Annotated in this window: 31 protein-coding genes; 15 read left to right on the plus strand and 16 right to left on the minus strand. The window is 72.4% G+C overall.

Going from position 1 to position 26,840, the window contains the following annotated elements; all coding sequences use genetic code 11:
* The coding region (locus tag VFC33_20615; protein ID HZR15648.1) for a glycosyl transferase at positions 1-405 on the plus strand (405 nt) is incomplete at its 5' end.
* Positions 406-410: 5 nt separating this feature from the next.
* Here VFC33_20615 and VFC33_20620 read toward each other — a convergent pair.
* Positions 411-605: a hypothetical protein gene (locus tag VFC33_20620; protein ID HZR15649.1), complete on the minus strand. Its 195-nt coding sequence runs from the start codon at positions 603-605 to the stop codon at positions 411-413.
* Between the two features lie 188 nt (positions 606-793).
* Between VFC33_20620 and VFC33_20625 the strand changes: the two genes are divergently transcribed.
* From VFC33_20625 to VFC33_20635, 3 genes are read left to right on the plus strand one after another with little or no spacing between them, the layout of a single operon-like run.
* Positions 794-1,384 carry a 2'-5' RNA ligase family protein gene (locus tag VFC33_20625; protein HZR15650.1) on the plus strand — a complete coding sequence of 197 codons (591 nt, stop codon included), beginning with the start codon at positions 794-796 and terminating at the stop codon, positions 1,382-1,384.
* Between the two features lie 42 nt (positions 1,385-1,426).
* A complete protein-coding gene (locus VFC33_20630) occupies positions 1,427-2,614 on the plus strand; it encodes an MBL fold metallo-hydrolase (protein ID HZR15651.1) in 1,188 nt (395 codons plus the stop codon).
* A 33-nt stretch (positions 2,615-2,647) separates the two neighbouring features.
* Positions 2,648-3,988, plus strand: a complete 1,341-nt coding sequence (locus VFC33_20635; GenBank protein ID HZR15652.1) for a M20/M25/M40 family metallo-hydrolase — start codon at positions 2,648-2,650, stop codon at positions 3,986-3,988.
* 71 nt (positions 3,989-4,059) lie between these two features.
* On the opposite strand, the gene VFC33_20640 is transcribed toward VFC33_20635, so the two are convergent.
* On the minus strand, positions 4,060-4,707 hold the full coding sequence (locus VFC33_20640; protein ID HZR15653.1) for a pyridoxamine 5'-phosphate oxidase family protein: 648 nt from the start codon (positions 4,705-4,707) through the stop codon (positions 4,060-4,062).
* Here VFC33_20640 and VFC33_20645 point away from each other — a divergent pair.
* Positions 4,706-6,031, plus strand: a complete 1,326-nt coding sequence (locus VFC33_20645) for an aminotransferase class I/II-fold pyridoxal phosphate-dependent enzyme (GenBank protein ID HZR15654.1) — start codon at positions 4,706-4,708, stop codon at positions 6,029-6,031. The genes VFC33_20640 and VFC33_20645 overlap by 2 nt on opposite strands.
* On the opposite strand, the gene VFC33_20650 is transcribed toward VFC33_20645, so the two are convergent.
* From VFC33_20650 to VFC33_20660, 3 genes are all read right to left on the minus strand, one after another.
* Positions 6,032-6,898, minus strand: coding sequence for a PAC2 family protein (locus VFC33_20650; protein HZR15655.1), 867 nt, complete (start codon positions 6,896-6,898; stop codon positions 6,032-6,034). It lies immediately after the preceding gene.
* Positions 6,899-6,957: 59 nt separating this feature from the next.
* On the minus strand, positions 6,958-8,004 hold the full coding sequence (locus tag VFC33_20655; GenBank protein ID HZR15656.1) for a phosphotransferase family protein: 1,047 nt from the start codon (positions 8,002-8,004) through the stop codon (positions 6,958-6,960).
* An 88-nt stretch (positions 8,005-8,092) separates the two neighbouring features.
* Positions 8,093-8,440, minus strand: a complete 348-nt coding sequence (locus VFC33_20660) for a WhiB family transcriptional regulator (GenBank protein HZR15657.1) — start codon at positions 8,438-8,440, stop codon at positions 8,093-8,095.
* A 258-nt stretch (positions 8,441-8,698) separates the two neighbouring features.
* Here VFC33_20660 and VFC33_20665 point away from each other — a divergent pair, with 258 nt between their 5' ends.
* Positions 8,699-9,586, plus strand: coding sequence for a LysR substrate-binding domain-containing protein (locus tag VFC33_20665; protein HZR15658.1), 888 nt, complete (start codon positions 8,699-8,701; stop codon positions 9,584-9,586).
* Positions 9,587-9,599: 13 nt separating this feature from the next.
* On the plus strand, positions 9,600-9,839 hold the full coding sequence (locus VFC33_20670; protein HZR15659.1) for a LapA family protein: 240 nt from the start codon (positions 9,600-9,602) through the stop codon (positions 9,837-9,839).
* Here the strand turns inward: VFC33_20670 and VFC33_20675 are convergent.
* From VFC33_20675 to VFC33_20685, 3 genes are read right to left on the minus strand one after another with little or no spacing between them, the layout of a single operon-like run.
* A complete protein-coding gene (locus VFC33_20675) occupies positions 9,802-10,626 on the minus strand; it encodes a VOC family protein (protein HZR15660.1) in 825 nt (274 codons plus the stop codon). The two genes, VFC33_20670 and VFC33_20675, sit on opposite strands and share 38 nt — an antisense overlap.
* A gap of 46 nt (positions 10,627-10,672) precedes the next feature.
* Positions 10,673-11,563 carry a phosphatase PAP2 family protein gene (locus tag VFC33_20680; protein HZR15661.1) on the minus strand — a complete coding sequence of 297 codons (891 nt, stop codon included), beginning with the start codon at positions 11,561-11,563 and terminating at the stop codon, positions 10,673-10,675.
* The gene (locus VFC33_20685; GenBank protein ID HZR15662.1) at positions 11,560-12,594 is read right to left on the minus strand and encodes a lysylphosphatidylglycerol synthase transmembrane domain-containing protein; all 1,035 of its coding nucleotides are present in this window, start codon (positions 12,592-12,594) and stop codon (positions 11,560-11,562) included. Before VFC33_20685 ends, VFC33_20680 begins: the two co-directional genes overlap by 4 nt.
* Positions 12,595-12,636: 42 nt before the next feature.
* On the opposite strand from VFC33_20685, the gene VFC33_20690 reads away from it, so the two are divergent.
* Together VFC33_20690 and VFC33_20695 are read left to right on the plus strand one after the other, a co-directional pair.
* Complete coding sequence (locus VFC33_20690; GenBank protein HZR15663.1) at positions 12,637-13,452, plus strand: alpha/beta fold hydrolase; 816 nt, start codon at positions 12,637-12,639, stop codon at positions 13,450-13,452.
* Positions 13,449-15,083 carry an acetolactate synthase gene (locus VFC33_20695; protein HZR15664.1) on the plus strand — a complete coding sequence of 545 codons (1,635 nt, stop codon included), beginning with the start codon at positions 13,449-13,451 and terminating at the stop codon, positions 15,081-15,083. Before VFC33_20690 ends, VFC33_20695 begins: the two co-directional genes overlap by 4 nt.
* A 49-nt stretch (positions 15,084-15,132) precedes the next feature.
* On the opposite strand, the gene VFC33_20700 is transcribed toward VFC33_20695, so the two are convergent.
* On the minus strand, positions 15,133-15,768 hold the full coding sequence (locus tag VFC33_20700) for a hypothetical protein (protein HZR15665.1): 636 nt from the start codon (positions 15,766-15,768) through the stop codon (positions 15,133-15,135).
* Between the two features lie 33 nt (positions 15,769-15,801).
* The gene (locus tag VFC33_20705) at positions 15,802-16,185 is read right to left on the minus strand and encodes a thioesterase family protein (GenBank protein ID HZR15666.1); all 384 of its coding nucleotides are present in this window, start codon (positions 16,183-16,185) and stop codon (positions 15,802-15,804) included.
* Positions 16,186-16,265: 80 nt separating this feature from the next.
* On the opposite strand from VFC33_20705, the gene VFC33_20710 reads away from it, so the two are divergent.
* Positions 16,266-17,654: a TldD/PmbA family protein gene (locus VFC33_20710; GenBank protein ID HZR15667.1), complete on the plus strand. Its 1,389-nt coding sequence runs from the start codon at positions 16,266-16,268 to the stop codon at positions 17,652-17,654.
* Complete coding sequence (locus tag VFC33_20715; protein HZR15668.1) at positions 17,651-19,006, plus strand: TldD/PmbA family protein; 1,356 nt, start codon at positions 17,651-17,653, stop codon at positions 19,004-19,006. The genes VFC33_20710 and VFC33_20715 overlap by 4 nt, the downstream gene beginning before the upstream one ends.
* Before the next feature lie 89 nt (positions 19,007-19,095).
* Here VFC33_20715 and VFC33_20720 read toward each other — a convergent pair whose 3' ends face one another.
* From VFC33_20720 to VFC33_20735, 4 genes are all read right to left on the minus strand, one after another.
* Positions 19,096-19,836: an HAD family phosphatase gene (locus VFC33_20720; protein ID HZR15669.1), complete on the minus strand. Its 741-nt coding sequence runs from the start codon at positions 19,834-19,836 to the stop codon at positions 19,096-19,098.
* A 38-nt stretch (positions 19,837-19,874) separates the two neighbouring features.
* Positions 19,875-20,552 carry a Flp pilus assembly protein CpaB gene (gene cpaB / locus VFC33_20725; GenBank protein ID HZR15670.1) on the minus strand — a complete coding sequence of 226 codons (678 nt, stop codon included), beginning with the start codon at positions 20,550-20,552 and terminating at the stop codon, positions 19,875-19,877.
* Between the two features lie 76 nt (positions 20,553-20,628).
* Entirely contained in the window at positions 20,629-21,447 is an 819-nt protein-coding gene (locus VFC33_20730) for an S-methyl-5'-thioadenosine phosphorylase (GenBank protein HZR15671.1), read from the minus strand.
* Between the two features lie 8 nt (positions 21,448-21,455).
* Positions 21,456-21,815: an FmdB family zinc ribbon protein gene (locus tag VFC33_20735; protein ID HZR15672.1), complete on the minus strand. Its 360-nt coding sequence runs from the start codon at positions 21,813-21,815 to the stop codon at positions 21,456-21,458.
* 152 nt (positions 21,816-21,967) lie between these two features.
* Here VFC33_20735 and VFC33_20740 point away from each other — a divergent pair, with 152 nt between their 5' ends.
* The 3 genes from VFC33_20740 to glp all read left to right on the plus strand — a co-directional run bounded on the left by VFC33_20740 (position 21,968) and on the right by glp (position 24,774).
* Positions 21,968-22,597 (plus strand): glycerol-3-phosphate acyltransferase, encoded by a 630-nt coding sequence (locus VFC33_20740; GenBank protein ID HZR15673.1) that lies wholly within the window; start codon positions 21,968-21,970, stop codon positions 22,595-22,597.
* Positions 22,598-22,666: 69 nt separating this feature from the next.
* Complete coding sequence (gene galU / locus VFC33_20745) at positions 22,667-23,554, plus strand: UTP--glucose-1-phosphate uridylyltransferase GalU (protein HZR15674.1); 888 nt, start codon at positions 22,667-22,669, stop codon at positions 23,552-23,554.
* On the plus strand, positions 23,551-24,774 hold the full coding sequence (gene glp, locus VFC33_20750) for a gephyrin-like molybdotransferase Glp (GenBank protein ID HZR15675.1): 1,224 nt from the start codon (positions 23,551-23,553) through the stop codon (positions 24,772-24,774). Before galU ends, glp begins: the two co-directional genes overlap by 4 nt.
* Before the next feature lie 36 nt (positions 24,775-24,810).
* Here the strand turns inward: glp and corA are convergent, their stop codons facing one another.
* Together corA and VFC33_20760 are read right to left on the minus strand one after the other, a co-directional pair.
* Positions 24,811-25,788, minus strand: a complete 978-nt coding sequence (corA, locus tag VFC33_20755; protein ID HZR15676.1) for a magnesium/cobalt transporter CorA — start codon at positions 25,786-25,788, stop codon at positions 24,811-24,813.
* Positions 25,789-25,887: 99 nt separating this feature from the next.
* On the minus strand, positions 25,888-26,388 hold the full coding sequence (locus VFC33_20760) for a hypothetical protein (protein HZR15677.1): 501 nt from the start codon (positions 26,386-26,388) through the stop codon (positions 25,888-25,890).
* A gap of 150 nt (positions 26,389-26,538) precedes the next feature.
* Between VFC33_20760 and VFC33_20765 the strand changes: the two genes are divergently transcribed.
* On the plus strand, positions 26,539-26,840 hold a 302-nt coding region (locus tag VFC33_20765), incomplete at its 3' end, for a radical SAM protein (protein HZR15678.1).

Raw genomic sequence — 26,840 nt, forward strand, 5'->3', positions numbered from 1 at the left:
GGGCCGTTCGACACCAGCCTCGGTGCAGGAACGGCGTCTGCGGGTGGTGAGGATCTCGACCTGTACATCGGGCTGCTCCGCGGTGGTCGCCGTCTCACGTACGAGCCGGCGGCGATCGTGTGGCACCGCCATCACGCCGACACCCGCCTGCTCGCGCGCCAGCTCTTCCACTACGGGACGGGCCTGTCGGCTGCGCTCACCAAGCAGCTCGTCGCGGTGCCCGAACGTCGCGACGTGCTGCGCCGTGTGCCGCGCGGCCTCGCGTATCTCGTGCGGACGGACTCGCCGAAGAACCGGGGCAAGGGCGGCGACTACCCGACGGCGCTCACGTTGCTCGAGCTGGCGGGTCTGGCGGCGGGGCCGCCCGCGTATCTGTGGGCGCGTGCACGTCGCGTCCTGGCATGACCGGGTCAGCCGGTCCCGTCCCCGTCGACGTCGTCCTCCTCGCGCCATTGCCATCGCTGGAGGATGTCGACGCGCACCCGCTCGACGGCGTCGTCGTCGACGCCCGGCGCGCGGAAGACGAGCCGCAGCTCGCGGGAGCCGTCCGCGCCGCGCACACGTCGGAACCGCAGTGCCTTGCGGCCGTCGAGGTACACCGTCACCGTGCGTCGTTGACGCGCACGCGTCATCACACGCGCGTCCGGCCCTCGTCGTGCACGTTGCTGTCGCGCGACATCGTCGATCGTTCCGCTCCGGTCCCGAACGGCGCGACAGTCGTATCACGCACGGATCCTGTGCGACGACAATGCCACGGGGCGCGCGCGTGAGCCGTTGGTCGGTCGGTGACTCATTGCGCAGTTTGCGTCGGGCGAGCGCGCTGATCGTCCCGATTCCCGCCGCGGAGCCCGTCGTCGCCGTCCATCGCGACCGCCACGACCGCAGCGCGCGGCTCGGGATGCCGGCGCACGTGACGTTGCTCTACCCGTTCCTTCCCGCGGGTCGGATCGACCACTCCGTCGTCGCGTCGCTCCACGACGTGTTCGCGCGGCGCGCACCCTTCCGCTTCGAGCTGACGCGCGTGGAGTCGTTCCCCGGTGTGCTCTTCCTCGCGCCCGAACCCGCGGAACCGTTCGCCGACATCACACGCGCGCTCGTCGACGCGTGGCCGCGGTGCCCGCCCTACGACGGCATCCACACCGACGTCGTCCCGCATCTCACCGTCGCGCAGGACACCTGGCCCGACCGTCTCGCGATGCACCTCGCCCGCCGTCTCCCGGTCGCGACCGAGGCCGGCGAGGCGTGGCTGATGACCCCCGGCGTGACCGGCCACTGGTCGCTGCGCGCGCGCTTCACGTTCGGCATGCGGACGGGCGCCGGCGACGACGCCCGGGATCGCACGGCGAGCCTTCGCGACGCAGGGAGCCGGCCCCGGAGCCAGTGACGGCCGGGAAGCGCCCGAACGGGGTTCGGGTACCCTGACCCGGTGACCGAGACCCAGACCCCTCCGACCGGCGCGCCCGCGCCGCGGCCGCCGAAGCAGGAGCAGGAGCCGGCGTCGGAGGAGGTCACCGAGGTCGCACCCGGTGTCATCCGGATGCAGCTCCCGATCTGGATGCCGGGGCTCGGGCACGTGAACATGTACGGCCTGCTCGACGACCGTGGCCTCGCCGTCGTCGACCCCGGCCTCCCGGGCCCGCAGTCCTGGAAGGCGCTCAAGCAGCGGTTGCGGACCGCGGGGTTCCGGGTCAAGGACGTCCACACCGTCCTCGTGACGCACTCGCACCCGGACCACTTCGGCGGGGCCGGACGTCTCGCGCGCGAGGCGGGCGCGGAGCTGGTCGCGCACGCCGCGTTCACGACGTGGTCGCTGGAACGGAAGCTCGCGCGACGCCCGTCGAGCGAGCACGAGGCGATCGAGGCCGAGCGCGACGCCGCCAAGGCGGCGCAGCTCCTCGACATCGGACCCGACTCCGAGATCTTCGACGACCCGCTGCGCGACGACCCGTCCACGCAGCGGACCGCGCAGTCGTCCGGCTGGGGCGGCGAGACGCCGTGGGGCGGGACGAGGATGCCGATGCCGCCCTGGCACCGGCGGATGATGATCCGCGCGCTCGGGCTGCTGTTCTCCGCGCCCGACCCCACCCGGCGTGTCCGCCACGACGACACGATCCGCCTCGCCGGCCGTGACTGGACCGCGATCCACACGCCCGGGCACACGCTCGACCACCTCTGCCTCTACGACCCGGAGCACGGGATCCTGCTGTCCGGGGACCACGTCCTCCCGTCGATCACGCCGCACGTCTCGGGCGTCGGCAACGGCGCGGACTCGTTGCGGTCGTACCTCGCGACCCTCGACCTGGTCGCCGGGCTCGACGGCGTCGGGCTCGGCCTCCCCGCGCACGGTCATCCCTTCGACGACGTGCCGGGTCGCGTCGAGGCGATCAAGGAGCACCACGAGGAGCGGATGGAGCAGCTGCGCGACGTGTCGCTCGCGCTCGGTCCCGCGACGGTGCGCGACCTCTGCCACGAGGTGTTCCCGCAGCGCCACTGGGGCGTGATGGCCGAGAGCGAGACGTTCGCCCATCTCGAGCACCTCGTCCTCGCGGGGCAGGCCGAGCGCTGGCGCGACGCCCGCAACCGCCTCGTCTATCGAGTCGCCCCGGCGTCGTAAGCCCCCACCATGTGGGTGGCTATGGTGCGCGCCATGGCGACCGACGGCGACACGCTCACCGGTGAGGTCACCGACCTCCTGCAGCACCTCATCCGGAACGCGTGCGTCAACGACGGCACGGTGGAGTCCGGCCGCGAGGTCCGGAGCGTCGACCTGCTCGCGCAGTACCTCGGCCGGGGCGGGTTCGACACCGAGCTGTTCGAGCCGCGGCCCGGGCGCACGAGCCTCGTGAGCCGCATCGAGGGCAGCGACCCGGACGCACCGTCGTTGCTGCTGATGGGGCACACCGACGTCGTGCCGGTCAACGCCGACGGCTGGCACCGGGACCCGTTCGGCGGCGAGCTGGTCGACGGCGAGGTGTGGGGACGGGGCGCGGTCGACATGCTCAACCTCACCGCGTCGATGGCCGTCGCGTTCCGCCATCTGGCGGCCGAGGGGTTCAAGCCGCGGGGGACGCTCGTGTACCTCGCGGTCGCCGACGAGGAGGCGCTCGGCACGTGGGGCGCGAAGTGGCTCGTCGAGAACGAGCCCGACGCCGTCGTCACCGACTACGTGCTCACCGAGTTCGGCGGGTTCCAGACGCCGTCACCCGCCGGCACCGGCCTCCCCGTCATGGTCGAGGAGAAGGGCACCTACTGGTCGAAGCTGCGGGTGCGCGGCACGCCGGGTCACGGCTCGCAGCCGCACGGCGCGGACAACGCGCTCGTCACCGCCGCCGAGGTCGTGCGCCGGCTCGCGGAGTACGAGCCGCGGACCCGGATTCACGAGACGTGGCGTCGCTTCGTCGAGGGGATGTCGTTCCCACCCGAGCTCGCGGATCCGCTGCTCGACCCCGACCGTCTGCCGGAGGTCCTGGAGGCGCTTCCTCCCGGTGCCGCGCGCCTGTTCCACGCGTGCACCCACACGACCATCGCGCCGACGGTCGTGCACGGCGGCACGAAGACGAACGTCATCCCCGACCTCGTCGAGCTGGAGGTCGATGTGCGCACGCTGCCCGGCCAGTCGGGTGACGAGGTGCGCGCGCTCCTCGTCGACGCGCTCGGCGACCTCGCGGACCGGGTCGAGATCGAGTCGAACGACGACCCGTCGACCAGCTCGCCGACGGACACGCCGTTGTGGGACGTGCTCGGCCGCGTGACCTCCCGGTTGGTCGACGGGTCGCGCCTGTTCCCGTCGCTCATGGTCGGCGGTACGGACAACCGCTTCTTCCGCCGAGCCGGCTCGGTGGGCTACGGCTTCGGGCTGTTCAGCGACCGCGTCGGCTTCGAGGACTTCGCGACGCGCTTCCACGGCAACGACGAGCGGGTCGACGTCGATTCGCTGCGGCTCTCCACCGACCTCTGGCTCGCGACCGCACGAGAGCTCCTGGGCTGACGACCAACGCCGCGCCCACCGCGCCGCGCCACCACGCCGCCGCCCTGGCCGCGTTGGTACACAAGTCGCGCCTATGACCGCGAGTTGTGTACCAACGGGTCGGGGACGGGCTCGCCGCGCACCATCCGCAGCGGGATCTCGCCCGCCCAGACCGGCAGTGACAGGTCGGCCTCCTCGTCGAGCGGACCGCCCGTGCGCACCTTCGCGGACACGTGCTCGAGGTCGACCGCGAGCACGAGCGTGCCGCGCAGCTCCTTCTCGGTCGCGGCGCGGGCCTGCGCCGTGCGGCCGGGCACGACGTGCTCGACGAGCGCACGCAGCGCGGCGTCGCGTGTGCCGAGGTCGTCGATCCGGCGGGCGCGCCCGAGCACGACGACCGAGCGGTAGTTCATCGAGTGGTGCACGGTCGAGCGTGCGAGCACCAGGCCGTCGAGCAGCGTGACCGTGACGCACGCGTCGATCTCGCGCGACAACGTGCGCAGCATCCGGCTCGCCGGAGAGCCGTGCACGAAGAGCGTCTCGCCGTCGCGCACGAACGTGGTGGGGATGACGACGGGGCGGCCGTCGTGCACGAAGCCGACGTGGCACACGAGCGCCTCGTCGAGGATCGCGTGCACGGTGGCGCGGTCGTAGTGCGCGCGCTCAGGAAGACGGCGGACGGCCGTCTGGGCCGTTGGCGCGTACGTCGCGTCTTCGTTACAGTACAACTGATCACTCATGGCAGAACGTTATCGGATCACGGGGCGCACGGCGAGCGAGATCGCCGGCAGCGTCGAGCGGCTCGTCGCGAAGGGCGAGATCCCGCCCGGCGCCCGCCTGCCGACCGTGCGCGACCTCGCGGCGCGAGCGGGTGTCGCGCCCGCGACGGTCGCGGCCGCATACCGCGAGCTCGCTCGTCGCGGGATCACCGAGGGGGCGGGGCGGCTCGGGACGCGTGTGCGCGACGCCGCGCCGTTGCCGGTCGTGCCCCACGCGCCGCTCCCGCCCGGCGTCTTCGATCTCGTCGACGGCGGACCTGATCCCGCGCTGTTGCCGCCCCTCGGGCCCGTCCTCCGTCGCGCCCGGCCGAGCCGCGCGGGATACGGCGAGGGCCCCGTTCTCCCCGCGCTGTCCGATGTCGCGCGCGGCGCGCTCGAGGCCGACGGCATCCCCGTCACGCGCGTCGCGGTCGTGAGTGGCGCGCTCGACGGCGTCGAGCGCGTGCTGCGCGCCCATCTGCGCGTCGGCGACCGCGTCGCGGTCGAGGATCCGGGCTTCGCGTCGGTGCACGACCTGGTGGCCGCGCTCGGGATGCGTCGGACACCGGTCGGGGTCGACGACGACGGGCCGCAGCCCGACTCGCTCGAGCGCGCGCTGCGCGACGGCGCTCGTGCGGTCGTCGTCACGCCGCGCGCCCAGAACCCGACTGGCGCCGCGATCGGCGCCGACCGCGCACGCGCCCTGCGAACCGTCCTGCGCGCGCATCCCGATGTCGTCGTGGTCGAGGACGACCACGCGGGCGCGATCGCGGGTGCACCCGGCACGACGCTCGTCGACGCCCGCCGCGCCCGTTGGGCCGTCGTCCGCTCGGTCGCCAAGGCCCTCGGCCCCGACCTCCGTGTCGCGATGCTGACCGCCGACGCGACGACCATCGACCGCGTGGAAGGCGCGCAGCGGGTCGGACCCGGATGGGTCAGCTGGCTGCTGCAGGAGATCGTCGCGGACCTCCTGTGCGACCGCGCGACGCAACGCCTCCTCGACCGCGCCGCGGCGACGTACGCGCGCCGGCGGGACGCGCTCGTGGGAGCGCTCGGCCGTCACGGCATCGCGTCACACGCGCGCTCCGGGCTCAACGTCTGGATCCCGGTCCCCGCGGAGGCGACCGTCGTGAGCGCGCTCCTCGTCTCGGGGTGGGGCGTGAGCGCGGGGGAGCGGTTCCGGATCGCGAGCGCGCCGGCGATCCGCGTGAACGTCGCCCGGCTCGCGCCCGACGACGCGCGCCGGCTCGCCGACGACCTCGCCGGCGCGCTCGGAGCACCCGGCGCCCGAGCGACGTCGCGCTGATCAGGCCTCGCCGCGCTGCTCGCGCTCGCGCAGGTACCGTTCGAGCTCCGCGGCGATCGACTCGCCGCTGCGCATCTCCAGCCCGGGCTCCGCTTCGTCGACCTGGCGCTCGAGCTGGCTCACGTACGCGCGCACGTCGTCGTCACCGGCGACCGCCTCGCTCACCTGCTCCCGCCACGCGACGGCGGTCGCGTCGAGGGAGTCGAGGCGGACGCTGAAGCGCGTCAGATCGGCCAGCCGGGCGAGCAGCTCCCGCGTCGCGGGCGGGTTCGGTGGCGACGCGACGTAGTGCGGGACCGGCGCCCACAGCGACACCGACGCGAGGCCGGCTCGCCGGCACTCGTCGTGGAGCACGCCGACGATGCCGGTCGGGCCCTCGTAGCGCGAGCTCTGCAGGTGCAGTCGCTCGATGAGCTCGGGATCGGTGGCCGATCCGGTGATCCTGACGGGCCGCGTGTGCGGCACGTCGGCGAGCAGCGCGCCGAGGGTCACGACCAGCTCGCAGCCCGTCGAGCGCGCGACCTCGATCACCGACGCGCAGAACGACCGCCACGACAGATTCGGCTCGACGCCCCGGAGCACGACCAGGTCGTGGTCGTCGCTCCCCGTCGCCACCGCGTAGAAGCGGTTCTCGGGCCACGTGATGCGGCGGGTCACGCCGTCCACGAGCTCGACACGCGGACGGTTCGACTGGAAGTCGAAGTGCTCCTCGGGGTCGATCCACGCGAAGCAGGACGCGTCGAAGTTGCGGACGATCCACGTCGCCGCGTCGGACGCCGCGTCGCCGGCGTCGTTCCAACCTTCGAACCCCGCGACCATCACGGGCCGCCGCAACCGGGGCCGGTCCTCCCAGACGAGACCTGCCATCGCTCCAGGTTACGACCGCCGCGCGGCAGCGGATCGGGCGCCGCCCGTCGACTCCTTGGTCAGGCGCGCAATGCGGGGATCGACGACTTGTCGGCCTGCTCGAGCGCCCACTCCGACAGGCGCACGACCGACTCGCCCATCGTCTCGAACCCGGAACCGAGCGTCTTGCCCATGAGGAACCGCGCGTGGATGCCCTCGACGATGATCGCGAGCTTGTACGCGGCGAGCACGACGTAGAAGTCGAGGTTGTCGACGGAGCGCCCGCTCGTCGCGGCGTACCGGTCGATCACCTCGTCGCGCGAGATGAAGCCGGTGTCCGTCGCGACGTTGCGGCCCGTCGCGATGATCTGCGCGTCGCCCTGTCCCCAGTACAGGAGGAACAGGCCGACGTCGGTCAGCGGGTCCCCCAGCGTCGCCATCTCCCAGTCGAGGACCGCGACGATGCGACCGGGGTCGTCGGCCGCGAGCATCGTGTTGTCGAGCCGGTAGTCGCCGTGCACGATCGTGGGCGGCGGCGACGGTGGGAGCGCGGCGCGCAACCGCCGGGCGAGCTCGTCGATCGCGGGCAGCTCGCGCGTCTTGGACCGCTCCCACTGCTCGCCCCACCGGCGGACCTGACGTTCGACGAACCCGTCGGGGTGACCGAAGTCGCCGAGCCCGACGCGCTCGTAGTCGACGCCGTGGATCCGGGCCATGACGTCGACCAGCTCGATCGAGCACCGGCGGGCGACGTCCTTGTCGAGGCGGGCGGTCTCCTCCGGCGTGCGCAGGATGATGCCGTCGACCTTCTCCATCACGTAGAAGGGCGCGCCGATGACGTCGGTGTCCTCGCACAGGACGTACGGATGCGGAACGGGCACGTCCGTCCCGTCGAGCGCGGCCAGCACGCGGTACTCACGGGCCATGTCGTGCGCGGTCGGCAGCACGTGGCCGAGCGGCGGTCGGCGCAGCACCCACTCCCGCTCACCGTCACCGATCACGTAGGTGAGGTTCGACCGCCCGCCCGCGATCAGGTCCGCATGGAGCGGCGCGTCACCCGCGCCGTCGACGTGGCGCGCGAAGTACGGCCGGAGCCGTTCGAGATCGACACCCGTCGCGTCGCTCATGCCGCCGGGACACTAGCGAGCCGACGACGCGAGGCGCGCCGTCACGGAGGGCCGTGACGGCGCGTCCTGGGTGTCGCGATGTGGTCGGTCAGGCGACGCGCGGTGTGCGCGGCGCGACCGGCTGCCCGTTCCCCTTCGGGTACCGGGCGACCCGGCCGACGGGCATGTCGACGCGGAACCCCGCGGCGGCGCGCTCCTCCTCGGACTCGCCGCCCCAGAAGCCGTACTCACGCTGCTCGCGCGCCCACTGACGGCACGGCTCCACGACGGGACAGTCGGTGCAGATGGCCCGAGCCCGTGCTTCACGAACGACCCGCGCCTCCGGTCGTTCCCCTGCCGGCGCGAAGAACAGGCTGGTCTGCCCCCGACAGGCGGCGTCGCCCGTCCAGGCCAGCGTGCCGGTGAACACCAGGTTCGAAAGGCTCTCTGCGGCCATGATCCTCCTGTGTCTCCTGGTTCTCTGGTCGCTCGGCGCCGGCGTCCCGGCTGAGGCTCCGGCGTGGTCCGGTCGGCGCGAACGCATCGGGGAATCGGCGGGGGGACCGACTCCCCGATGCACCCAGAGGGCGTCATGCAACTACAGGCCCTCCGAATCTGTCCAACAGTTAGTCTTGATAGGAACGATCGTCGACGACGATCGTCAGAGCGATCGTTCCGGCGACGGAGCGGGCGGGCGGGACGGGAGGATCGGGCGGTGGAGCTACGTCACCTCGACGTGTTGCTGGCCATCGAGGCGGAGGGGTCGTTCACCGCCGCTGCCGATGCCCTGAACACGGTCCAGTCAAACGTGTCCGAGCAGGTTCGCCAGCTGGAGGACGAGCTCGGCGTCGAGCTGCTCGTCCGGGGCCGCAAGGGGGCGCGCCCGACCGAGTGCGGCGACGTCGTGCTCGAGCGGGCCCGCCGCATCCGGCGCGAGCTCGACGGGCTCCGTGAGGACGTCTCGATGCTGCAGGGCCTCGAGGCCGGTACGGCGAGCTTCGGCGTCGTCGGCACCGCGAGCCGGTGGCTGGTCCCCGCGCTGGTCGCGGACATGCGCGGCCGCGCGAGCGGGGTGTCGCTGCGCATCGTCGAGGGCGCGTCCGAGCGGCTCGTCGCCGAGGTCCTCGGGCAGGAGCTCGCGCTCGCACTCGTCACCGAGCCCGTCATGGACGCGCGCGTCAGCGTCGAGCACCTGATGGACGAGGCCCTCGTCGGCCTCGTCGGCGCCGGGGTCAAGCTCCCGCCCGACCCCGTGCCGCTGCAGGCGCTCGCGCAGTTCCCGATGATCCTTCCCCCGCCCAACAACCCCCTCCGGATCGAGATCGACGCCGCCGCACACGCGCGCGGGTTCTCGTTGTCCGTCCCGGTCGAGGTCGAGGGCATCCGGTTGATCTCCGACCTCGTGGCCGCGGGCGCGGGCGTCTCCGTCCTGCCCGAGACCGCGACCGCGCCCGCGTCCGAGGGCGTACGACGCGTCACCATCGCCGACATGCCACCCCGCCGCCTCGCACTCGTCTGCGCGCGCGATTCGCACCTGTCACTCGCGGACCGAGCGGTGCGCGACTGCGTCCTGCGCATCGTCGCCGGGCACGCGCGGACGTGAGAAGCTGTGCCCCGTGGACGATCGGGGACGGCAGCCGCGGAACCTGATCACGCCTCGTCACGTCGTCGCCGCGATCGTCGTCGCGATCGTCCTGTGGTTCGCGTTCGCGAACAGCCAGCGCGTCCGCGTCGACTTCCTCGTGACGCACCGCAACTCGCGCCTGATCTACGTGATCATCGGCTCCGCGATCCTCGGTGCCATCGCCGATCGGTTGATCACGTGGCGGCGCGGTCGGGAGCGTGACGGTCGCTGACCGTGGGCGCGGGCCAGTCGCCGCGCGGGTGCAGCACGAGATGCGCCCCGGCGAGCGTCGTGTCGACGCGCGCGCCGAGCACGTCGCCCTCGAGCCGGTCGATGCCGGGTGATCCCGGGCGCTGCTCGAACCGGATGCGCCCGCCCCCGGGCCATACGAGCTCGGTCCAGCCCTCGCCGCTCTCCACCACCTTGCCGTCGAGCACGCCGGCGAACAGGTCGAGCGTCGCGTCGACCGACGGCGTCGTGAGCACGACGCGGCGGAGGCGCGCGGCGCGCGCACCGCGGACCGGCGGGTCCGGCCACCACTGAGGATTCGTGCGGGGGCCGTGCTCGCCGACCCACGCGACGAGCGCGGTGAGGTCGGGGAGATCCTCGTGCGCCTCGGCGAGCTGCACGACCGTGCCGTGCGACTCGCGCGGGTGGAGGAACGCCTCCTTCCACGTCGGGTCGGACATGTCGACCGCGACGGGATGGAAGCCCGCGTCGTCGACGCGGTCGAGCATCGCGGGAAGGTCGGGAACCTTGAACGTCATGTGGTGCGGTCCCTCGCCGTGACGGGCGACGAAGCGCGCGAGGAAGTCGTTCTTGTCGGTGTCCCACGGCTCGAGCAGCTCGACCGTCATGCCCTCGCGCGCGTCGCCGAGACGGATCTGCATCGGCCGGAACCCGGGACCCTGCCCGCCGAACAGGACGAGGCCGCCGAGCTCGCCCACGAGGTACCGGATCGCGTCGCGCGCGTCGGGCGTCCCGATCGCGACATGGTCGAGGTCGACGGTCTCAGGCATGGCGGGTCAGGATCGGCGCGCCGTCACGGGCGTCGCAAATCCCGCGTTACAGCGAGCCCTCCGTGCCGGTACCGCGTTCGGGAAGTGCCGGCTCGGGTTCCTGCGTCACGCGGCCGCGTTCGCGACGCTCCTGCGCCGCGATGTCGACGACCGGTTCACCGCGGCCCGCGCGCGTGATGGCGCGCGCCGCGACGTAACCGATGCCGAGCGTCGTGAAGCCGCCGACCGCGTCCAGGAAGTAGTGGTTTCCGGTGAGGACGATCGCGGTGACGGTCAGTGCCGGGTAGCAGGCCGCGAGCACCTTCGCCCACGTCGAGCGCAGCCGCGGGACGAGCGCGCACGCGCAGAACAGCGCCCAGGCACAGTGCACGCTCGGCATCGCCGCGTACTGGTTCGACAGCTTGCTCATCTCGCCCGAGTTGAACGACCAGATCGTCGGGTACTTGGCCAGCGTGTCGATGAAGCCGTGCCCGTAGAGACGCGGTGGCATGAGCGGCCAGAAGTAGAAGCCGATCAGCGCGAGGCCCGTCGTGATCGCGAGCGTGTTGCGCCACTTCGGGTAGTCGTCGCTCCACTTGCGGAAGAGGTAGACGCCGACGCCCGCCGTCACGACGAAGTGCAGCGAGCCGTAGACGTAGTTCATCGCGACGATGAGCGGCTCGAAGTGCAGCGCCCACCGTTGCAGCGTCTGCTCGTGGAGGATGCCGATGAGGTGCTCGACGTGGATGAGCTGGTGTGCGTGTTGGCGCGCGAGCCGCACGTTCGCGTCGGCCGCGTTGCGTACCGCGGAGTACACGGCGTAGTAGGCGAGGATCGCGAGGATCTCGACCCACCAGTAGATGCGGTGACCGTCGCGCAGGGTCCGCCCGCCGGGGAGACGGGGCGCGATGCGGCGTGGCCGACGTGCGGCGGTGGGTCGCGTGGTGGTGTCGGTCAACGCTTCGGCTCTTCGGGTTCGTCCGCCGGGGCTCTGGGGTCCTGCTCCTGGCCGGCGACGCCGAGGCGGTGCCCGATGGCGAACGACGGCGCGCCGAGGAGACTCACGACCAACAACATCGCGTACCAGAGCAATCCCACGGCGACAGCCTGGCCGGACCGGACCCAGTGGTGGAAGAAGATGACGAGTGCACCCTCGCGGACGCCGAGGCCGCTCAGCGAGATCGGCAGCACCTGGAGCATCGCGACCGCCGGGACGTAGGCCACGACCGCTCCCGCGGGGATCGACAGGTCGAGCGTCTTGATCGCGAACCAGACGGTCAGGATCGTCGAGATCTGGTAGAGCACCGACGCGACGATCACCGGCATCGCGAGGCGAGGCCGGCGGCGCAGCCGGTCCACGCCGACGTGGACCGCGCCGATGAAGCGCATCCAGTTCTCGTGCTCGCGGAACCGGCCCGCGAGCCGGGGGCTCGCCGCGAGCAGCAGGATCGACAGGAGCGCGGTGAGCGCGACCCCGTCGACGAGCAGCGCCAGGTGGCTGCCGCGTGCCGTCTTCCCGTCCAGCAGGCTCGGCATGAACGCGAAGCCGAGCAGGCTGAGGAGCGGGAGCGACAGGAAGCCGGTCAACCGCTCGAGCGCGACGGACGCGAACGCGTCGCTCATGGAGCCTGTGCTGTTCGACGCCCGGCTGACCCGCAGCACGTCGCCGCCGATGGTCGACGGCAGCACGTTGCCGACGAACTGCCCGGCGAGGTAGTGCGACAGCAGGATCCGGACCTTCACGGGCGTGTCGAACACGCACAGCACCCGCTGCCAACGCCAGGCCGAGAGGACGAAGCCGAGCAGCGTGACCGCGAGGCCCGCGGCGAGGAACGCCGCCGTCGCCAGGTGCGGGTGGCGCGGGACGAGGTTGCGCAGGTTGATGCGCGAGACGAGCAGGGCGAGGAGGCCGAGGCTGACGACGATCCGCACCCAGAAGACCCAGGGGCGGGACGCACGGCCTCTGCTCGCCGTCTCGGTCGCCGCCATCCTCGTAGCCTATGGGGCCGCGAGGGGCGAGAAGGGGGCCGCGTGAGGATCACGGTTGACGAAGGCGTCGCGCTCGAGGTCGACGTGCGCGGCGACGGCCCGGGGCTGTTCCTGGTCCACGGGTTCGGTGGTGCGAAGGAGGACTTCGGCGACCACCTCGACACGCTGGCGGAGGGGTACCGCGTCGTCGCCTTCGACCACCGTGGTCACGGAGCGAGCGACGGGCCGGACGATCCCGACCGCTACACGCTCGACCGGCTCGCCGACGACACCATCGCGGTGGCGGACGCGCTCGGCCTCGACACCTTCCGGTTGCTCGGCCACTCGATGGGCGGGATGGTCGCGCAGCGCGTCGTGCTCGCCCACGCCGCGCGCGTCGACGCGCTCGTGCTGATGGACACCGCGCCCGGGCCCGTGCCCGGCATCGACCCCGAGCTGATGGACGCCGCCGCGAAGATCATCCTCGAGGACGGCAAGGACGCGTTGAAGCCGTTGCTCGACGCCGCGGCGACGTTGGACACGCCCGCGCACCTCCGTCTCCTTGCGGAGCGCGAGGGGTTCCAGGAGTTCGAGGACTCCAAGTGGGACGCGCTCGCCGCCGCGATGTGGGCGGGCGCGGCGCGCGACATGGCACACCAGGAGGACCGGCTCGCCGACCTCGCGGCGATCCGCTGCCCGACGCTCGTCATCGTCGGCGAGCAGGACCGGCCGTTCGTCGAGGTGAGCCGGGCGATGGCGGCGACGATCCCCGGTGCGACGCTCGCGGTGATCCCCGACGCCGGGCACTCGCCGCAGTTCGAGAACCCGGAGCCCTGGCTGCGCGCGCTCACCGAGTTCCTCGCGCGCGTCGACGCGTGACGACCGGGGCGCGCGTGGGTGGCGTCCTCGCCGCCGACGTGCTCGCGCGCCACGGCGTCGACCGCGTCTTCACGCTGTCGGGCGGCCACCTGTTCCCCCTGTACGACGGGTGCGTGCAACGCGACATCCGCATCGTCGACACGCGTCACGAGCAGACGGCGGCGTTCGCGGCGGAGGGGCACGCGAAGGTCACCCGAGGCGTCGGCGTCGCCGCCCTGACCGCCGGGCCCGGCGTGACGAACGGTGTGAGCGCGATGACGGCCGCGTGGATGAACGGCTCGCCCGTCACGGTCATCGGTGGACGTGCGCCGCAGGCGCGGTGGGGCAGCGGGTCGCTGCAGGAGCTCGACCACCTGCCGATCGTCGGGTCGATCACGAAGTCCGCGATGACCGCGAGCGCGACGGCGTCGATCCCCGGCGATCTCGATGCAGCCGTGCGCGCCGCGTGCACGCCCCACCGGGGCCCGACCTTTCTCGACGTCCCGCTCGACGTGTTCTTCGGCGCGGCGGAGGTGGACGTGCCCGTTGCGCCGGACCGATCCGTGCTGCGGTGTGACGACCCCGACGACGACGCGGTCGCGCGCGTGGCGGTGCTCGTCGCGGGCGCCGAGCGGCCGGTGCTCGTCACGGGCGGGGACCTCTACTGGGCGCACGCGGAGGACGGCGTGCGCGCCTTCGCCGAGATGGCGCGCGTGCCGGTGTTCGCGAACGGGATGGGGCGCGGGTTGCTGCCCGCCGATCACGAGCTCGCGTTCTCGCGTGCTCGCTCGCTCGCGTTGAAGGAGGCCGATCTCGTCGTCGTCGCAGGCACGCCGCTCGACTTCCGGCTCGGGTTCGGGCACTTCGGCGACGCGCGCGTCGTGCATCTCGCGGACACGCGCGACGGCGTGTCGCGCAACGTGGAGCTCGCGGCGTCCGCGGGTGGTGACCTGGCGCGCACGTTTGCGCTGCTCGCCGACGGCGGCTCCGGTGGTCGCGCCGATCGCCACGACGCGTGGATCGCGCGGCTGCGTGACGAGGAGCGCGCCCGTCGCGAGAAGGAGCGCGACACGCTCGACGCGGACACCACGCCGATCCACCCCGCGCGCGTGTACGGGGAGGTGATCCCGCGGCTCGCGCGCGACGCGATCGTCATCGGCGACGGCGGCGACTTCGTGTCGTACGCGGGGAAGCTCGTGGACACGTACACGCCCGGGTGCTTCCTCGACCCCGGTCCGTACGGCTGTCTCGGCATGGGGACGGGCTACGCGCTCGCCGCCGCCCTCGCGTACCCGTCGCGTCAGGTCGTGCTGCTGCTCGGCGACGGCGCGGCCGGGTTCTCGCTGATGGACTTCGACACCCTCGTGCGCTTCGGCGTGCACGTCGTCGCGATCGTCGGCAACAACGGGATCTGGGGGTTGGAGAAGCACCCGATGCAGGCGGTGTACGGCTACGACGTCGCCGCCGAGCTGCGGCCTGGGACGCGATACGACGAGGTCGTCCGCGCGCTCGGCGGTGGTGGCGAGCTCGTGACCGAGCCGCGCCAGCTGGGTGCGGCGCTCGACCGCGCGTTCGCGGCGGACGGTCCCGTCCTCGTCAACGTCCTGACCGACCCGGCCGACGCCTACCCGCGCTCCAGCAACCTCGCCTGACGAAGATGCGGCACTCACGTACGGAATCCGTACGTGAGTGCCGCATCTTTCAGTCGGCGAGCTGCTTGAAGTGGCAGAGGCGCCAGTGACCGCCCTCGCGGACGAGGTCGACCTCGAACCGTTGCTCGGCGAGCAGGTTGCGGTCGATCGTGTACCGCGTCGTCGCGTGGTTGTCGGAGGTCACGAACGACCAGTACACGTCGAAGTCGCGGATCGCGCCGTCGCTCTGCAGCCGGCTGGCCTGCTCGTCGGCGAAGGTGCTCGCGGGCGTCTCGCTCCGTCGCGCCGCGCAGAGCTGTGCGTACGCGACGGGGAACTGCTGGCGTTGCAGCGCGCGCAGGTACGTGTTCGTCGCGTCGGCGGGCTTGGTGAGCGTGCCGACCGCGAGGACGGTGCCGCCGATCGCGAAGCCGATCAGCACGAGGAGCGCGGCGATCAGCAGCCACAGCCATGCCCATCCCCGCCGCCTCGGTGCGACGCCGGTCGCGTACTGCGGCTGTGGTGACCACCCGCCCGACGGCGGTGGTGCGCCCCACGCCGCGCTGGGCGGCGGCGGTGCGGCCGGTGGCGACGGCGGCGGCGGGGTCCATCCGGGCGGGGCCGGTGGCGGTGCCGGAGGACCGGGCTGCGTCTCCCACGGCGGGCGCGGGGAGGTGGGCGGCTGCGATTCGGACTCGTCGCTCACGCGCCCGCCAGCGTAGGCGCCGACGCGAGCAGGTCAGCTGTTGGTGGCGCGCTCCATGAAGCGCTCGCGGTCGACGATCACGCGGGTGATGCGACCGGCGGCGACGAGACCGTGCCCGTCGCTCACCGACACGCGGAAGTTGAGCCGGCGTCCCTCGACGGATTCGAGGATCGCCTCGGCCTGCACCTTGCCGCCGACGGCCGTCGGCGCGGTGTGGTCGAGCTGCACGCGGTAGCCGACGCTCGTCCGCCCTGCCGGCAGTCGGCCCTCGAGCGCGAGGACCGTGGCCTCCTCGGCGAGGAGCACGACACGCGGCGTCGCGAGCACGGGCACGTCGCCGCTTCCGAGCGCGATCGCGGTGTCGTCGTCGGACACGGTGAGGGTCGCGCTCCCGACGAGGCCGGGCTCGAGTTGCACCGGCGTACCATAGGCAGCCGGCCGTCACCGCGGCATACCGGTGCGGCAATTCCTCGCCCCTCCGATCCCGGAGCCGCACCGTGCTCGACGACGCCGTCCTCGAACGCACCCTGCACACCGCGCTGCGCAACGGCGGCGACTTCGCGGAGGTCTTCGCGGAAGATCGTCGCAGCTCGACCGCGCGACTCGACGACGGCAAGGTCGAGGAGCTCGTGTCCGGGCGCGACCGTGGTGCGGGAGTGCGCGTCGTGCGCGGCGACACCACCGGGTACGCGCACACCGCCGACCTGAGCGAGGACGGGCTCCGCGAGGCGGCCGAGGCTGCGGCCGCGGCGGCGCGCGGCGGTGGCGGTGGCTCGCGAGTGGTCGCGCTCGAACGTCGTGCCGTCGCGCCGCCGCACGAGGTGACGACGATGCCGGAGTCGGTCCCGAAGGGCCGCAAGGTCGAGGTCCTGCAGCGCGCCGACGACGTCGCCCGCTCCGAAGGCGACGCGATCCGGCAGGTCAGCGTGGGCTACGCCGACTCGCACCGGCACATCCTCGTCGCCAACTCCGACGGGCTGCTGACCGAGGACGACCAGGTGCGGACGCGCTTCATGGTGCAGTGCGTCGCGCTCGGGGACACCGGCATGCAGACGGGCATGGAAGGACCGGGCCGGACCGTCGGCTTCGAGATCTTCGACGAGATCGACCCGGACGAGGTCGCGCGCACCGCCGCGCGTCGCGCGATGACGATGCTGAACGCGCGGCCGGCTCCGTCCGGGAAGCTCCCCGTCGTGCTGAAGCGCGGCGCGGGCGGCGTGCTGTTCCACGAGGCGTGCGGTCACGGTCTGGAGGCGGACCTCGTCGCGCGTGACGCATCCGTGTTCCGCGGTCGCGTGGGCGAGCAGGTCGCGTCCCCACTCGTCACGCTGGTCGACGACGGGCGCCTCGCACGTGAGTGGGGTGCGTACGCGATCGACGACGAGGGCGCGCCGGCGCAGCGCAATGTCCTCATCGAGAACGGTGTCCTCACCGACTACATGTGGGATCTCCTGCGCGCGCGCAAGGACGGCCGCGCGAGCAGCGGCAACGGGCGGCGCGAGACGTACCAGCACCTCCCGATGGTGCGGATGACGAACACGTACCTCGAGCGCGGCGACGAGGACCCCGACGAGATCATCCGTCAGACGCCGTACGGCATCTACTGCGTCGCGCTCGGCGGGGGACAGGTCGACACCGCGTCCGGCGACTTCGTGTTCGGCATCACCGAGGCGTACATGATCGAGGACGGCCAGATCACCGAGCCGGTGCGCGCCGCGCAGCTGATCGGCAACGGCCCCGACACGCTCCGGCGCGTGGACGTCGTCGGCAACGACTTCGACACGTGGGCGGGCACGTGCGGCAAGGAGGGGCAAGGCGTGCCGGTCTCGTCCGGTCAGCCGACGTTGCGCGTGTCCGAGCTGACGGTCGGCGGGACGGCGGGATGAGCCCGCCCGACCTCCTCGACATCGCTCGGGCGGTCGCGTCGCGCGCGCGCGACGGCGAGCAGGTCGAGGCGCTCGTCGTCCGCTCCCGCGACACCGACGTGAAGGTCTTCGACGGCGACGTCGAGTCGCTGTCCGTCGCGGAGGTGGCGGGCGTGGGCGTGCGCGTCGTCACGGACCACCGGCAGGGCTACGCGTGGGCCGGGTCGCTCGACGACGCCGTCGTCGCCGACGCGCTCGCCGATGCACGCGACAACGCGTCGTTCGGCGCGCCTGACGAGTTCTACGGGCTCGCGACGCTCGACGACATCGCCGGTGTCGAGCCCGCGTCGCTCCACCTCTGGCGCGACGACCTCGCGTCCGTGGACACCGACACGAAGGTGCGCATGGCGCTCGAGCTCGAGGCCGCGACCCGCGCGGCCGATGCGCGTGTGCGTGGCGTCGAAGCGGCGTCCTACGGGGACGCGGCCGTCGAGACCGCGATCGCCACGTCCACGGGCGTCGAGGCGTCGAGCAGGCGCACGATGTGCGCCTGCTTCTCCTACGCGATGGCGGGCGAGGGAACCGCGACGCAGACTGGGTACGGGTTCTCGGTCGGACGCTCGCCCTCCGATCTCGAGCTCGCGACGGCGGCGCGTGACGCGGCCGACCGGGCTACGCGCCTGCTCGGCGCCGCGCAGCCGCCGTCGCGTCGTCTGCCCGTCGTGTTCGACCCGCTCGTGACGGCGTCGCTGCTGGGTCTCGTGGGCGCCGCGCTGAACGGGGAGTCCGTGCAGAAGGGCCGTTCGCTGTTCGTCGGGCGTGAGGGCGAGCAGGTCGCGTCGCCGTTGGTGACGGTCGTCGACGACCCGACGAACCCCGAGGCGTACGGCGCGTCGTCGTACGACGCGGAGGGCGTCCCGACCCGTCGCAACGACCTGATCGTCGACGGCGTGCTGCGGATGTTCCTCCACAACGTGTCGACCGCGCGACGGGCCGGGACGACGACGACCGGGTCCGCGGTGCGCGGGTTCAAGTCGACGCCCGGCGTCGGCGCGCGTGCGCTGCACCTCGCGCCGGGGACGAGCACCCCCGAGAAGATCCTGTGGTCGGTCCCCGAGGCGCTCTACGTGCAGTCCGTCAGCGGGCTGCACTCCGGAACGAACCCGGTGAGCGGCGACTTCTCGGTCGGCGCGACGGGTCTCATGGTGCGCGACGGCGCGTTCGCGGAGCCGGTCCGGGAGATCACCGTGGCATCCACGATCCAGCGCATGCTGCGGGACGTCGCCGCGGTCGGCGACGACCTGACGTGGCTTCCCGGCGGCGCCGCCGGCGTGACGCTGCTCGTGTCCGAGATGCAGATGAGCGGCAAGTAGCGACCGATCGGCTCCCCGGCCGCACCAGCCACGCCGCGTTGGTACACAAGTCGCGGTCATAGGCGCGAGTTGTGTACCAACAGGGCGGGTCAAGCGGAGGCGAGCGTGCCGCGTCGTTGCAGGATCGCGTCGAGCTCGGCCATCGCGGCCCACGGGTCGTCGCCGAACAGGACGACCTCCATCCCGAGTCGCCGGGCCGCGGCGACGTTCTCGGTGTTGTCGTCGACGAACACCGCGCGCTCCGGCGACGTCCCCATCCGCTCGCACGTCAGGACGTACACGCGCGGATCGGGCTTGCGCATCTTCACCTCGCTCGAGTCGACCACCGTGTCGAACAGCTCGTCGAGCGGGATCGTCGAGCGCCAGTGGTCGCCCCATTCCTTCACGTTGTTCGTGAGCAGCGCGACCTTCAGTCCGTCGGCCTTGAGCTCGCGCGCGCGGTGCACGACCTGCCAGTGCACGCCGATCGGCATCTCGGCGGAGAAGCGGCGGTAGGCGTCGAAGTCGATCGGCTTGCCGAGGACCTCGGGCGCACGCTCCATCACGCCTTTGAAGTACTCGTCGAGCGACAGCTCGCCGATCTCGAGCCGGTGCCAGTCGTGCGTGACCGCGTGCGCGGACTCGGGGACGCCGTCGAGCGTGGGCGGCGCGCCGTCCTCGACGATCGACCGGCCCTCGACCCCGATGTACGCGGTCTCGCCGAACAGCAGCTCCAGGATCGAGCCGGGCGGGTACCCCATGTCGGCCTCGAACCGCCCCACACCCCGGAAGAGCGGGCTCGAGAACACTCCGCCGTAGTCGAACACGACCGCGTCGATGGGAGGTTGCACGCGGGCGATCTTCCGCGACGCCCGCGCCGCACGTCCATTCACGGAGTCGCGAGCACGTCCTCGGGCGGTGTCGTCGCGAGCGCGATCGTCCCCGTCGCGGCGGCGAACGCGAGCCGCTTCGCGTCCTCGGCCGGGACGAGCAGCGTGACCCCGATGCGTTGCGACCGCGCGCCGGTGTCGCCGTCGGTCGTCTCGCCGGCGCCGTCGACGCCGACGACGGGAACGTGGCTCGCGACGGTCAACGTGGGATCGGTGCTCTCGGGAACCGCGTTCGCCGGGAACGTGACGTACACGTCGACGAGATCGCCCGCTCGCGGCTGCAGCCCGTCCGACACGACGATCCGCATCGCGCGTTGCCCGGGCGGCACGACTCCGTCGCGACCGTCGCGCGCACGCGCCGCGAGGTTGCGCTCGGTGACGATCGCGCCCCGGACGACCGGCACCGACACGACGCGGCCGACCGCGTCCTCGGGACGGGCGACGGATCGCGCCGGCAGCGAGTGACCGCGCAGTCGCACCGTGGCGACGTCATCCGGGCCGACGACCGCGCCGAGCGTCAGCTCGCGCCGTGCGACGACGACGGGCCGGACCTTGCCGTAGTCGCGGTCCTGGCGGTGCAGCGAGGCGAGCGTCCCGGCCACGGAGGTGGCGGTGACGACGGTGACGACGGCGGCCGCCGCCCAGAGCAGGGCGGCGCGCGGTGAGCGGCGGAGCATGGGGAACGCCTCCCGGGCGCGCGAGAGCAGGTCGGACGCGGGGGAAGCGCGGCGCGCTAGCGCGAGCTCGCGAACGCTACTTGCCGGGTTCCTCGGCCGAAAGGGGCCCGAGCGTGTCGCCGCAGGCGCACGCACGCCGGGCGGGGAGGCGGGGGACAAGGTCGAACAGCAGCTCGCGCACCCGATCGACGTTGCGCTCGAAGAACTCGAACACCGCCGCCTGCGTGACGGGCTCGACGCTCGGGTCGTCGTCGACGCCGGTGTCGTAGTCGGTGATGAGGGCGATGCCCGTGTAGCAGAGGCCGAGCTCGCGGGCGAGGAACGCCTCCGGGTACTGGGTCATGTTGACGACCTCCCACCCCTGCGACCGGTACCAGCGCGACTCGGCCCGGGTCGAGAAGCGCGGCCCTTGCACGACGACGACCGTCCCGCCCCGGTGCACGGCGACGTCCGGACGCGCCGACGCGACGTCGGCCGCGAGCGCGGACAGCTCGGGGCAGTACGGGTCCGCAGCCGGGGGGTGGTAGGGCACGGGACCGTCGTAGAACGTGTCCGGCCGTCCCCAGGTGCGGTCGACGAACTGGTCGACGACGACGAAGTCGCCGGGATGGACGTGCGGCTGCAGCGAGCCCGCGGCGAACGGCCCGATCACCCGCGTCACCCCGAGTGCGCGCATCGCCCACGCGTTTGCCCGGTAGTTGATCCGGTGAGGAGGCAGCTCGTGCCCGGGGCCGTGACGGGGGAGGAACGCGACCCGCCGGCCGTCGAGCTCGCCCAGGTGGACGGCCGTGCTCGGCGGGCCGTACGGGGTGTCGACGTCGATGGACTCGACGTCGGTCAGGAACGAGTAGAAGCCCGAGCCGCCGAACACGCCGATCTCGGCGCGCGGGCCCACGGTGTCGCTCAGGCGCTCTTGGCCTTCGACGTGCTCGTCTTCTCGGACGCCTTGGGCTTCGAGTCCGACGACTTCGAGTCCGACGACGAGGACGACGACTCGGCCTTCGACTCCGACGTGGACGAGCTCGACTCGGACGAGCCGTTCGACGACTCGACCTTCTCCTTGTCGCGCGGCCCGCCGCGCGAGGAGCCGCGGTTGTCGGTGCGGTAGAAGCCCGAGCCCTTGAAGACGATGCCCACGGAGCCGAGGACCTTGTTCAGCTTGCCGCCGCACCCGGCGTGCTTCTTGAGCGGTTCCTCGCTGAACGACTGGTACACCTCGATGTGCTCGCCGCACTTCGTGCACCGGTACTCGTAGGTCGGCATGTCGGGAAGGTTCCTGTCTCGTCTGGCCGGGACGGCGGCGGGCGTTAGCACTCCCGCGGCCGGACTGCTAAATGGTACCGCCCTCGGGAACGCTCCACCACCGATCCGGATTCCCGGGGCGACGTTGACGCGGTCCCTCGCGAAGTGAAGGAATGGCGGCTGTGTGGGTGGTCGTGCTGGTCCTGGTCCCGGTCGCGTACTTCCTCGGCACGTTCCCCAGCGCCGCCCTCGTCGCCCGGGCCGGCGGGCACGACGTCCTCCACGAGGGATCCGGGAACCCGGGCGCGTCGAACGTCGCCCGCCTCATGGGCTGGAAGGCGGGTCTGCTCGTGCTCGTCGCCGACTTCGCCAAGGGCGCGCTCGCGGCAGGCGTCGGCCTCGGCCTCGACGGGCATCGCGGCGCGTACATCCTCGGCGTGGCCGCCATCGCGGGGCACATGCTGCCGGTCACCCGGCGGTTCAAGGGCGGGAAGGGCGTGGCGACGGGCGGCGGCGTCCTCGTCGTGCTGTTCCCGGTCATCGTGGTGTGCCTCGCCGTCGTGTGGTTCGTCGTCGCCCGGGTCCTGAAGAAGGCGTCGATCGCGTCGCTGATCATCGCGGTCGCGTTCCCCCTCGCCGTCTGGCTGACCGGCGGCAGCGCGCTCGACATCGCCGTCGTGTCGGCCCTCGCCGTCGTCGTGATCTCCCGCCACGCGGGCAACCTCCGCCGGCTCGTCCGGGGGGAGGAGCACGGTCTGGGAGACTCGGTGGGCGGTGGCGGTGAGGCCGCGACGGGTGGGTAGATCACCGTCCCGGGCGAGCGCGGCGAGCACGGCGAGCGACGGCCGACGACGAAGCAGGAGGGAGAGCGCGTGAGCGAGAAGCCGGTGCGCAAGGCGGTGATCCCGGCCGCGGGCCTCGGGACGCGGTTCCTGCCGGTGTCGAAGAGCCAGCCGAAGGAGATGCTGCCGGTCGTCGACAAGCCGTCGATCCAGTACGTCGTCGAGGAGGCCGTCGGTGCCGGGATCGACGACATCCTGATCATCACCGGCCGCGGCAAGCGGGCGATCGAGGACCACTTCGACCGGAACTTCGAGCTCGAGTTCTACCTGGAGCAGAAGGGCAAGCACGAGCTGCTGAAGGAGGTGCAGGGCACCTCCGAGATGGCGGACATCCACTACATCCGCCAGAAGGACCCGCTCGGGCTCGGGCACGCGGTGAGCGTGGCGCGTGACCACGTGGGCGACGAGCCGTTCGCGGTGTTGCTGGGCGACGACATCATGGTCGACGACTCCGCGCTGCTCCGGTCGATGATCGACGTGCACAACCGCTACGGGCGGTCGGTGCTCGCGCTGAAGGAGGTGACGCGCGAGGAGATCTCGCGCTACGGCAGCGCGGATCCCGAGCCGGTCGAGGACGGGCTCGTCCAGGTCCGCTCCATCGTCGAGAAGCCGGCGCCCGAGGACGCGCCGTCGATGCTCGCGGCGATGGGCCGGTACGTGTTCACACCGGAGATCTTCGAGGCGCTGGACCGCATCGAGCCGGGGACGGGCGGCGAGCTGCAGCTCACCGACGCCATCGGTCTCCTCCTGGAGACCCAGACCGTGTACGGCCGGACCTTCGAGGAGGGCCGGTACGACATCGGCCAGAAGCTCGACTTCCTGCGAGCCAACATCGAGCTCGCGCTCGATCGTCCCGACCTCGGCGCCGACCTCGAGGCGTTCCTCGTCGACCTCGTCCACCGCCGCAAACTCCTGTGATCGCGCTGGAGGACGCTCGCGCGGCGATCCTGGACGCCGTCGCGCCGCTCCCACCCGTCGACGTCGCCATCGCCCGCGCGAATGGTCTCGTCCTCGCCGAGGCGGTCGTCGCGCGCGAAGCGGTCCCGCCGTTCGCGAACTCGGCGATGGACGGGTACGCGGTGCGTGCCGCCGACACCGTCGGTGCGACACCCTCGTCGCCCGTGCGGCTGCGGGTCGTCGGCGAGCTCGCCGCGGGACGGGCACCGACGCAGGCGGTCGGCGACTGCGAGGCGATCCGGATCATGACCGGTGCGCCGGTACCCGACGGAGCCGACGCGATCGTGATGGTCGAGCGGACCGAGCGCGACGGCGACGGCGTGAACGTCTACGAGGCGGCGTCGACGGGCGACCACGTACGCGCCGCGGGCGGCGACCTGCAGCCCGGGCAGCCCGTCTTCGACGTCGGCACCGTGCTCGGCGCCGCGCACGTCGGCGTGCTCGCCAGCCTCGGCTACGAGACGGTGCGCGCGCATCCGCGTGCGCGCGTCGGCGTGCTGTCGACGGGCGACGAGCTCGTCGAGGGCGAGGGCGCGCTCGAGCCGGGCCAGATCCGCGACGCGAACCGGCCGATGCTTCTCGCGCTGCTCGACGAAGCCGGGTGCGAGCCGCGAGACCTCGGCATCGCGCGCGACGACGAAGCGCTCATCGTCCGCACGCTCGAAGACGCGTTCGCGACGTGCGACGCCGTGGTCACGAGCGGCGGGGTCTCGATGGGCGAGTACGACTACGTGAAGGCCGCGCTCGACCGCTTCGGCGCGTTGCAGTGGTGGCAGGTCGCGATCAAGCCCGCCAAGCCGCTCGCGTTCGGCGTCGTGCGCGACACGCCGGTGTTCGGACTGCCCGGGAACCCGGTGTCGTCGCACGTCAGCTTCGAGCTGTTCGCCAGGCCCGCGTTGTTGCGGATGATGGGGCACACGGCGCTGTTGCGGCCGACGGTGCGCGCCGTCGCCGGCGACGCGATGACGCGCAAGCCCGACGGCAAGCTGCATCTCGACCGGGTCCGGCTCGGGAGGGATGCGGACGGACGGTACGTCGCCGCGCGCACGGGCTCCCAGGCGAGCAACGCGCTGTCCGCGATGGCGCTCGCGAACGGCCTCGCGCTCCTTCCCGACGGCGACGGAGTCCCCGAGGGCGGCGACGTCACCGTCATGCGTCTGGACTGCCCGCCGGAGCGCTGAGCGCGCTCGATCCTCGGACGCGGCGGCGCGTGAACGTCAGAGCCAGCCGCGTCGCTTGAACATCCGGTAGAGGACGATTGTGAGCACGGCCATCAGGCCGAGCGCGTAGAGGTAGCCGAAGCGCCAGGCGAGCTCGGGCATGTGGTGGAAGTTCATGCCGTAGATGCCGGCGACGAGCGTCGCGACGATGAGGATCGCGCCCCACGACGACGTGAGCTTCATCACCTCGTTCATGCGGTTCGACACGACGGCGAGGTGCGCCTCGAGCAGACCGGTCAGGACGTCGCGCTGCGACTCGACGAGATCGGTGACCCGCAGGACGTGGTCGTACACGTCCTGGAGATGCGTCTGCGCGCTCGCGCCGATGTACCGGACGTCACCGCGCAGCAGCTGGCTGAGCACCTCGCGCAACGGGACGACGGCGCGACGGAACCCGACGAGCCCGCGTCGCAGCTCGAACACCTCGCGAGGGACGCTCTCGCCGACCTGGTTCGCGAACACGACGTCCTCGATCTCGTCGAGCCGGTCGTCGATCGCGTCGGTGATCGCGAAGTAGCGGTCGACGATCACGTCGAGCAGCGCCCAGAGCAGGAACCCCTCGTCATCGGCGCCCGGTTCGCCGCGGTGCTGCGCGAACCGGCGGCGCACCTCGTCGAGCGCACCGGTGCCGTCGGCGACGGGATGCTCGCTGACGGACAGCAGCCAGCCGTCGCCGACGACGACGTCGATCTCGCGTGACGTGATCTGCAGCCCGTCGATCGTGCAGTCGCGCAACGAGACGTGGCAGTGGTCGCGGTAGCACTCGAGCTTCGTGCGCTGGTTGGCGTGGTGGAGGTCCTCGGCGACGAAGGGGTTGATGCGCAACGCGTCGACGACGCTGTCGATCGCGTGCGCGTCGTCGGCCTCGGCCGCGACCCAGAGGAGCGCGTCGCCGTCGCGCGCCCGCGCGAGATCCGGTTCGTCGATCGCGCGCGGCTCGTTCGCGCCCGGTTCGAACACCCACGCCCGGAGCATCCGCGGGAGCCTAAGGGGCTCGAGCTGGTGTGCCCGGGAACCTCTGCGACGAGGTTCCCGGGCCCATCCTCCGCAGCCCCCAGCGCGAAGTGTCGAGAACTACGTGGCGCCGCTTGCGACGAGCGTGAGCGCGGTGGTCGCGCCCGGGTCCGCGGTCGCGCGGACGCCGGTCAGCGTCTCCCCGTCGTACACGGACGTCCCGCCCGTCACCGAGCGGAGCACCGCGGGCGGGAGCGGCCGGTCCGTCGCGGTGCACGTGGCGCCGGCCGCGACGTCGACCACGGTCGTCCAGTCGTGCCCGGGAACCGCCGGCGCGTGCCAGCGCTGCGCGGTCGACGACGCGATCGCCACCCCGCCGCGACCACCCGAGGACGCGGTCGGGGTCGAGCAGTCGAGCTCGATCTGCGCGTCGACAGCCGTGCCGAGCGCCTGCTGGCGGAGCACGACGCGCGCCGGCGAGGAGGTCGGCGTGTCCGCCGTAGCGGTCTGGTGGACGGCGCCCGCACCGCACGCGGCGAGCCCGACGGTGAGGCCGACGATCGCAGCGGCGCGGGCGGGGACGGGCCAGCCCGTCGCGGTCGCGTCGTCGCGTCCTCCCATGGGTCCCAGCCGTTCCGATCGTGTCGTGCCGTGGTAGCCGGGGTACTGCACCACACCCGACCGTTCGTGACAACCGTCAGAACTACCTACGCGGCGGCTTCTCGCGAGCGCCCGAGTCGGCGCCGGCGGGCCGGGGCATACCCTGGTGGCGTGCACACCACGTCCGCAGTCCCGCTCGTCGACCCGTTCGGTCGGCGCGTCAAGGATCTGCGGCTGTCGGTCACCGACCGGTGCAACTTCCGGTGCACGTACTGCATGCCGGAAGAGGGCATGCACTGGCTCCCGCGCGACGACGTCCTCACGTACGAGGAGCTGACCCGGATCGCGACCGCGTGCGTCCGCCGGTTCGGGTTCGACGCCATCCGGATCACGGGCGGCGAGCCGACCGTCCGCGCGCACCTGCCGCGGCTGATCGCGATGCTCGCACCGCTCGGGGTCGACCTCGCCATGAC

Source organism: Acidimicrobiia bacterium, assembly GCA_035651955.1.
Taxonomy (GTDB): domain Bacteria; phylum Actinomycetota; class Acidimicrobiia; order IMCC26256; family JAMXLJ01; genus JAMXLJ01.

Coding starts and splice junctions, on each gene's coding strand:
- VFC33_20675 (HZR15660.1), bottom strand. CDS start 10,626: ATGCCTGAGACCGTCGACCTCGACCATGTCGCGATCGGGACGCCCGAC.
- cpaB (HZR15670.1), bottom strand. CDS start 20,552: ATGCTCCGCCGCTCACCGCGCGCCGCCCTGCTCTGGGCGGCGGCCGCC.
- VFC33_20650 (HZR15655.1), bottom strand. CDS start 6,898: ATGGCAGGTCTCGTCTGGGAGGACCGGCCCCGGTTGCGGCGGCCCGTG.
- VFC33_20760 (HZR15677.1), bottom strand. CDS start 26,388: ATGGGAGGACGCGACGACGCGACCGCGACGGGCTGGCCCGTCCCCGCC.
- VFC33_20655 (HZR15656.1), bottom strand. CDS start 8,004: ATGAGCGACGCGACGGGTGTCGATCTCGAACGGCTCCGGCCGTACTTC.
- VFC33_20645 (HZR15654.1), top strand. CDS start 4,706: ATGGCAGAACGTTATCGGATCACGGGGCGCACGGCGAGCGAGATCGCC.
- VFC33_20735 (HZR15672.1), bottom strand. CDS start 21,815: ATGCCGACCTACGAGTACCGGTGCACGAAGTGCGGCGAGCACATCGAG.
- VFC33_20635 (HZR15652.1), top strand. CDS start 2,648: ATGGCGACCGACGGCGACACGCTCACCGGTGAGGTCACCGACCTCCTG.
- VFC33_20715 (HZR15668.1), top strand. CDS start 17,651: ATGAGCCCGCCCGACCTCCTCGACATCGCTCGGGCGGTCGCGTCGCGC.
- corA (HZR15676.1), bottom strand. CDS start 25,788: ATGCTCCGGGCGTGGGTGTTCGAACCGGGCGCGAACGAGCCGCGCGCG.
- VFC33_20740 (HZR15673.1), top strand. CDS start 21,968: ATGGCGGCTGTGTGGGTGGTCGTGCTGGTCCTGGTCCCGGTCGCGTAC.
- VFC33_20640 (HZR15653.1), bottom strand. CDS start 4,707: ATGAGTGATCAGTTGTACTGTAACGAAGACGCGACGTACGCGCCAACG.
- VFC33_20660 (HZR15657.1), bottom strand. CDS start 8,440: ATGGCCGCAGAGAGCCTTTCGAACCTGGTGTTCACCGGCACGCTGGCC.
- VFC33_20685 (HZR15662.1), bottom strand. CDS start 12,594: ATGGCGGCGACCGAGACGGCGAGCAGAGGCCGTGCGTCCCGCCCCTGG.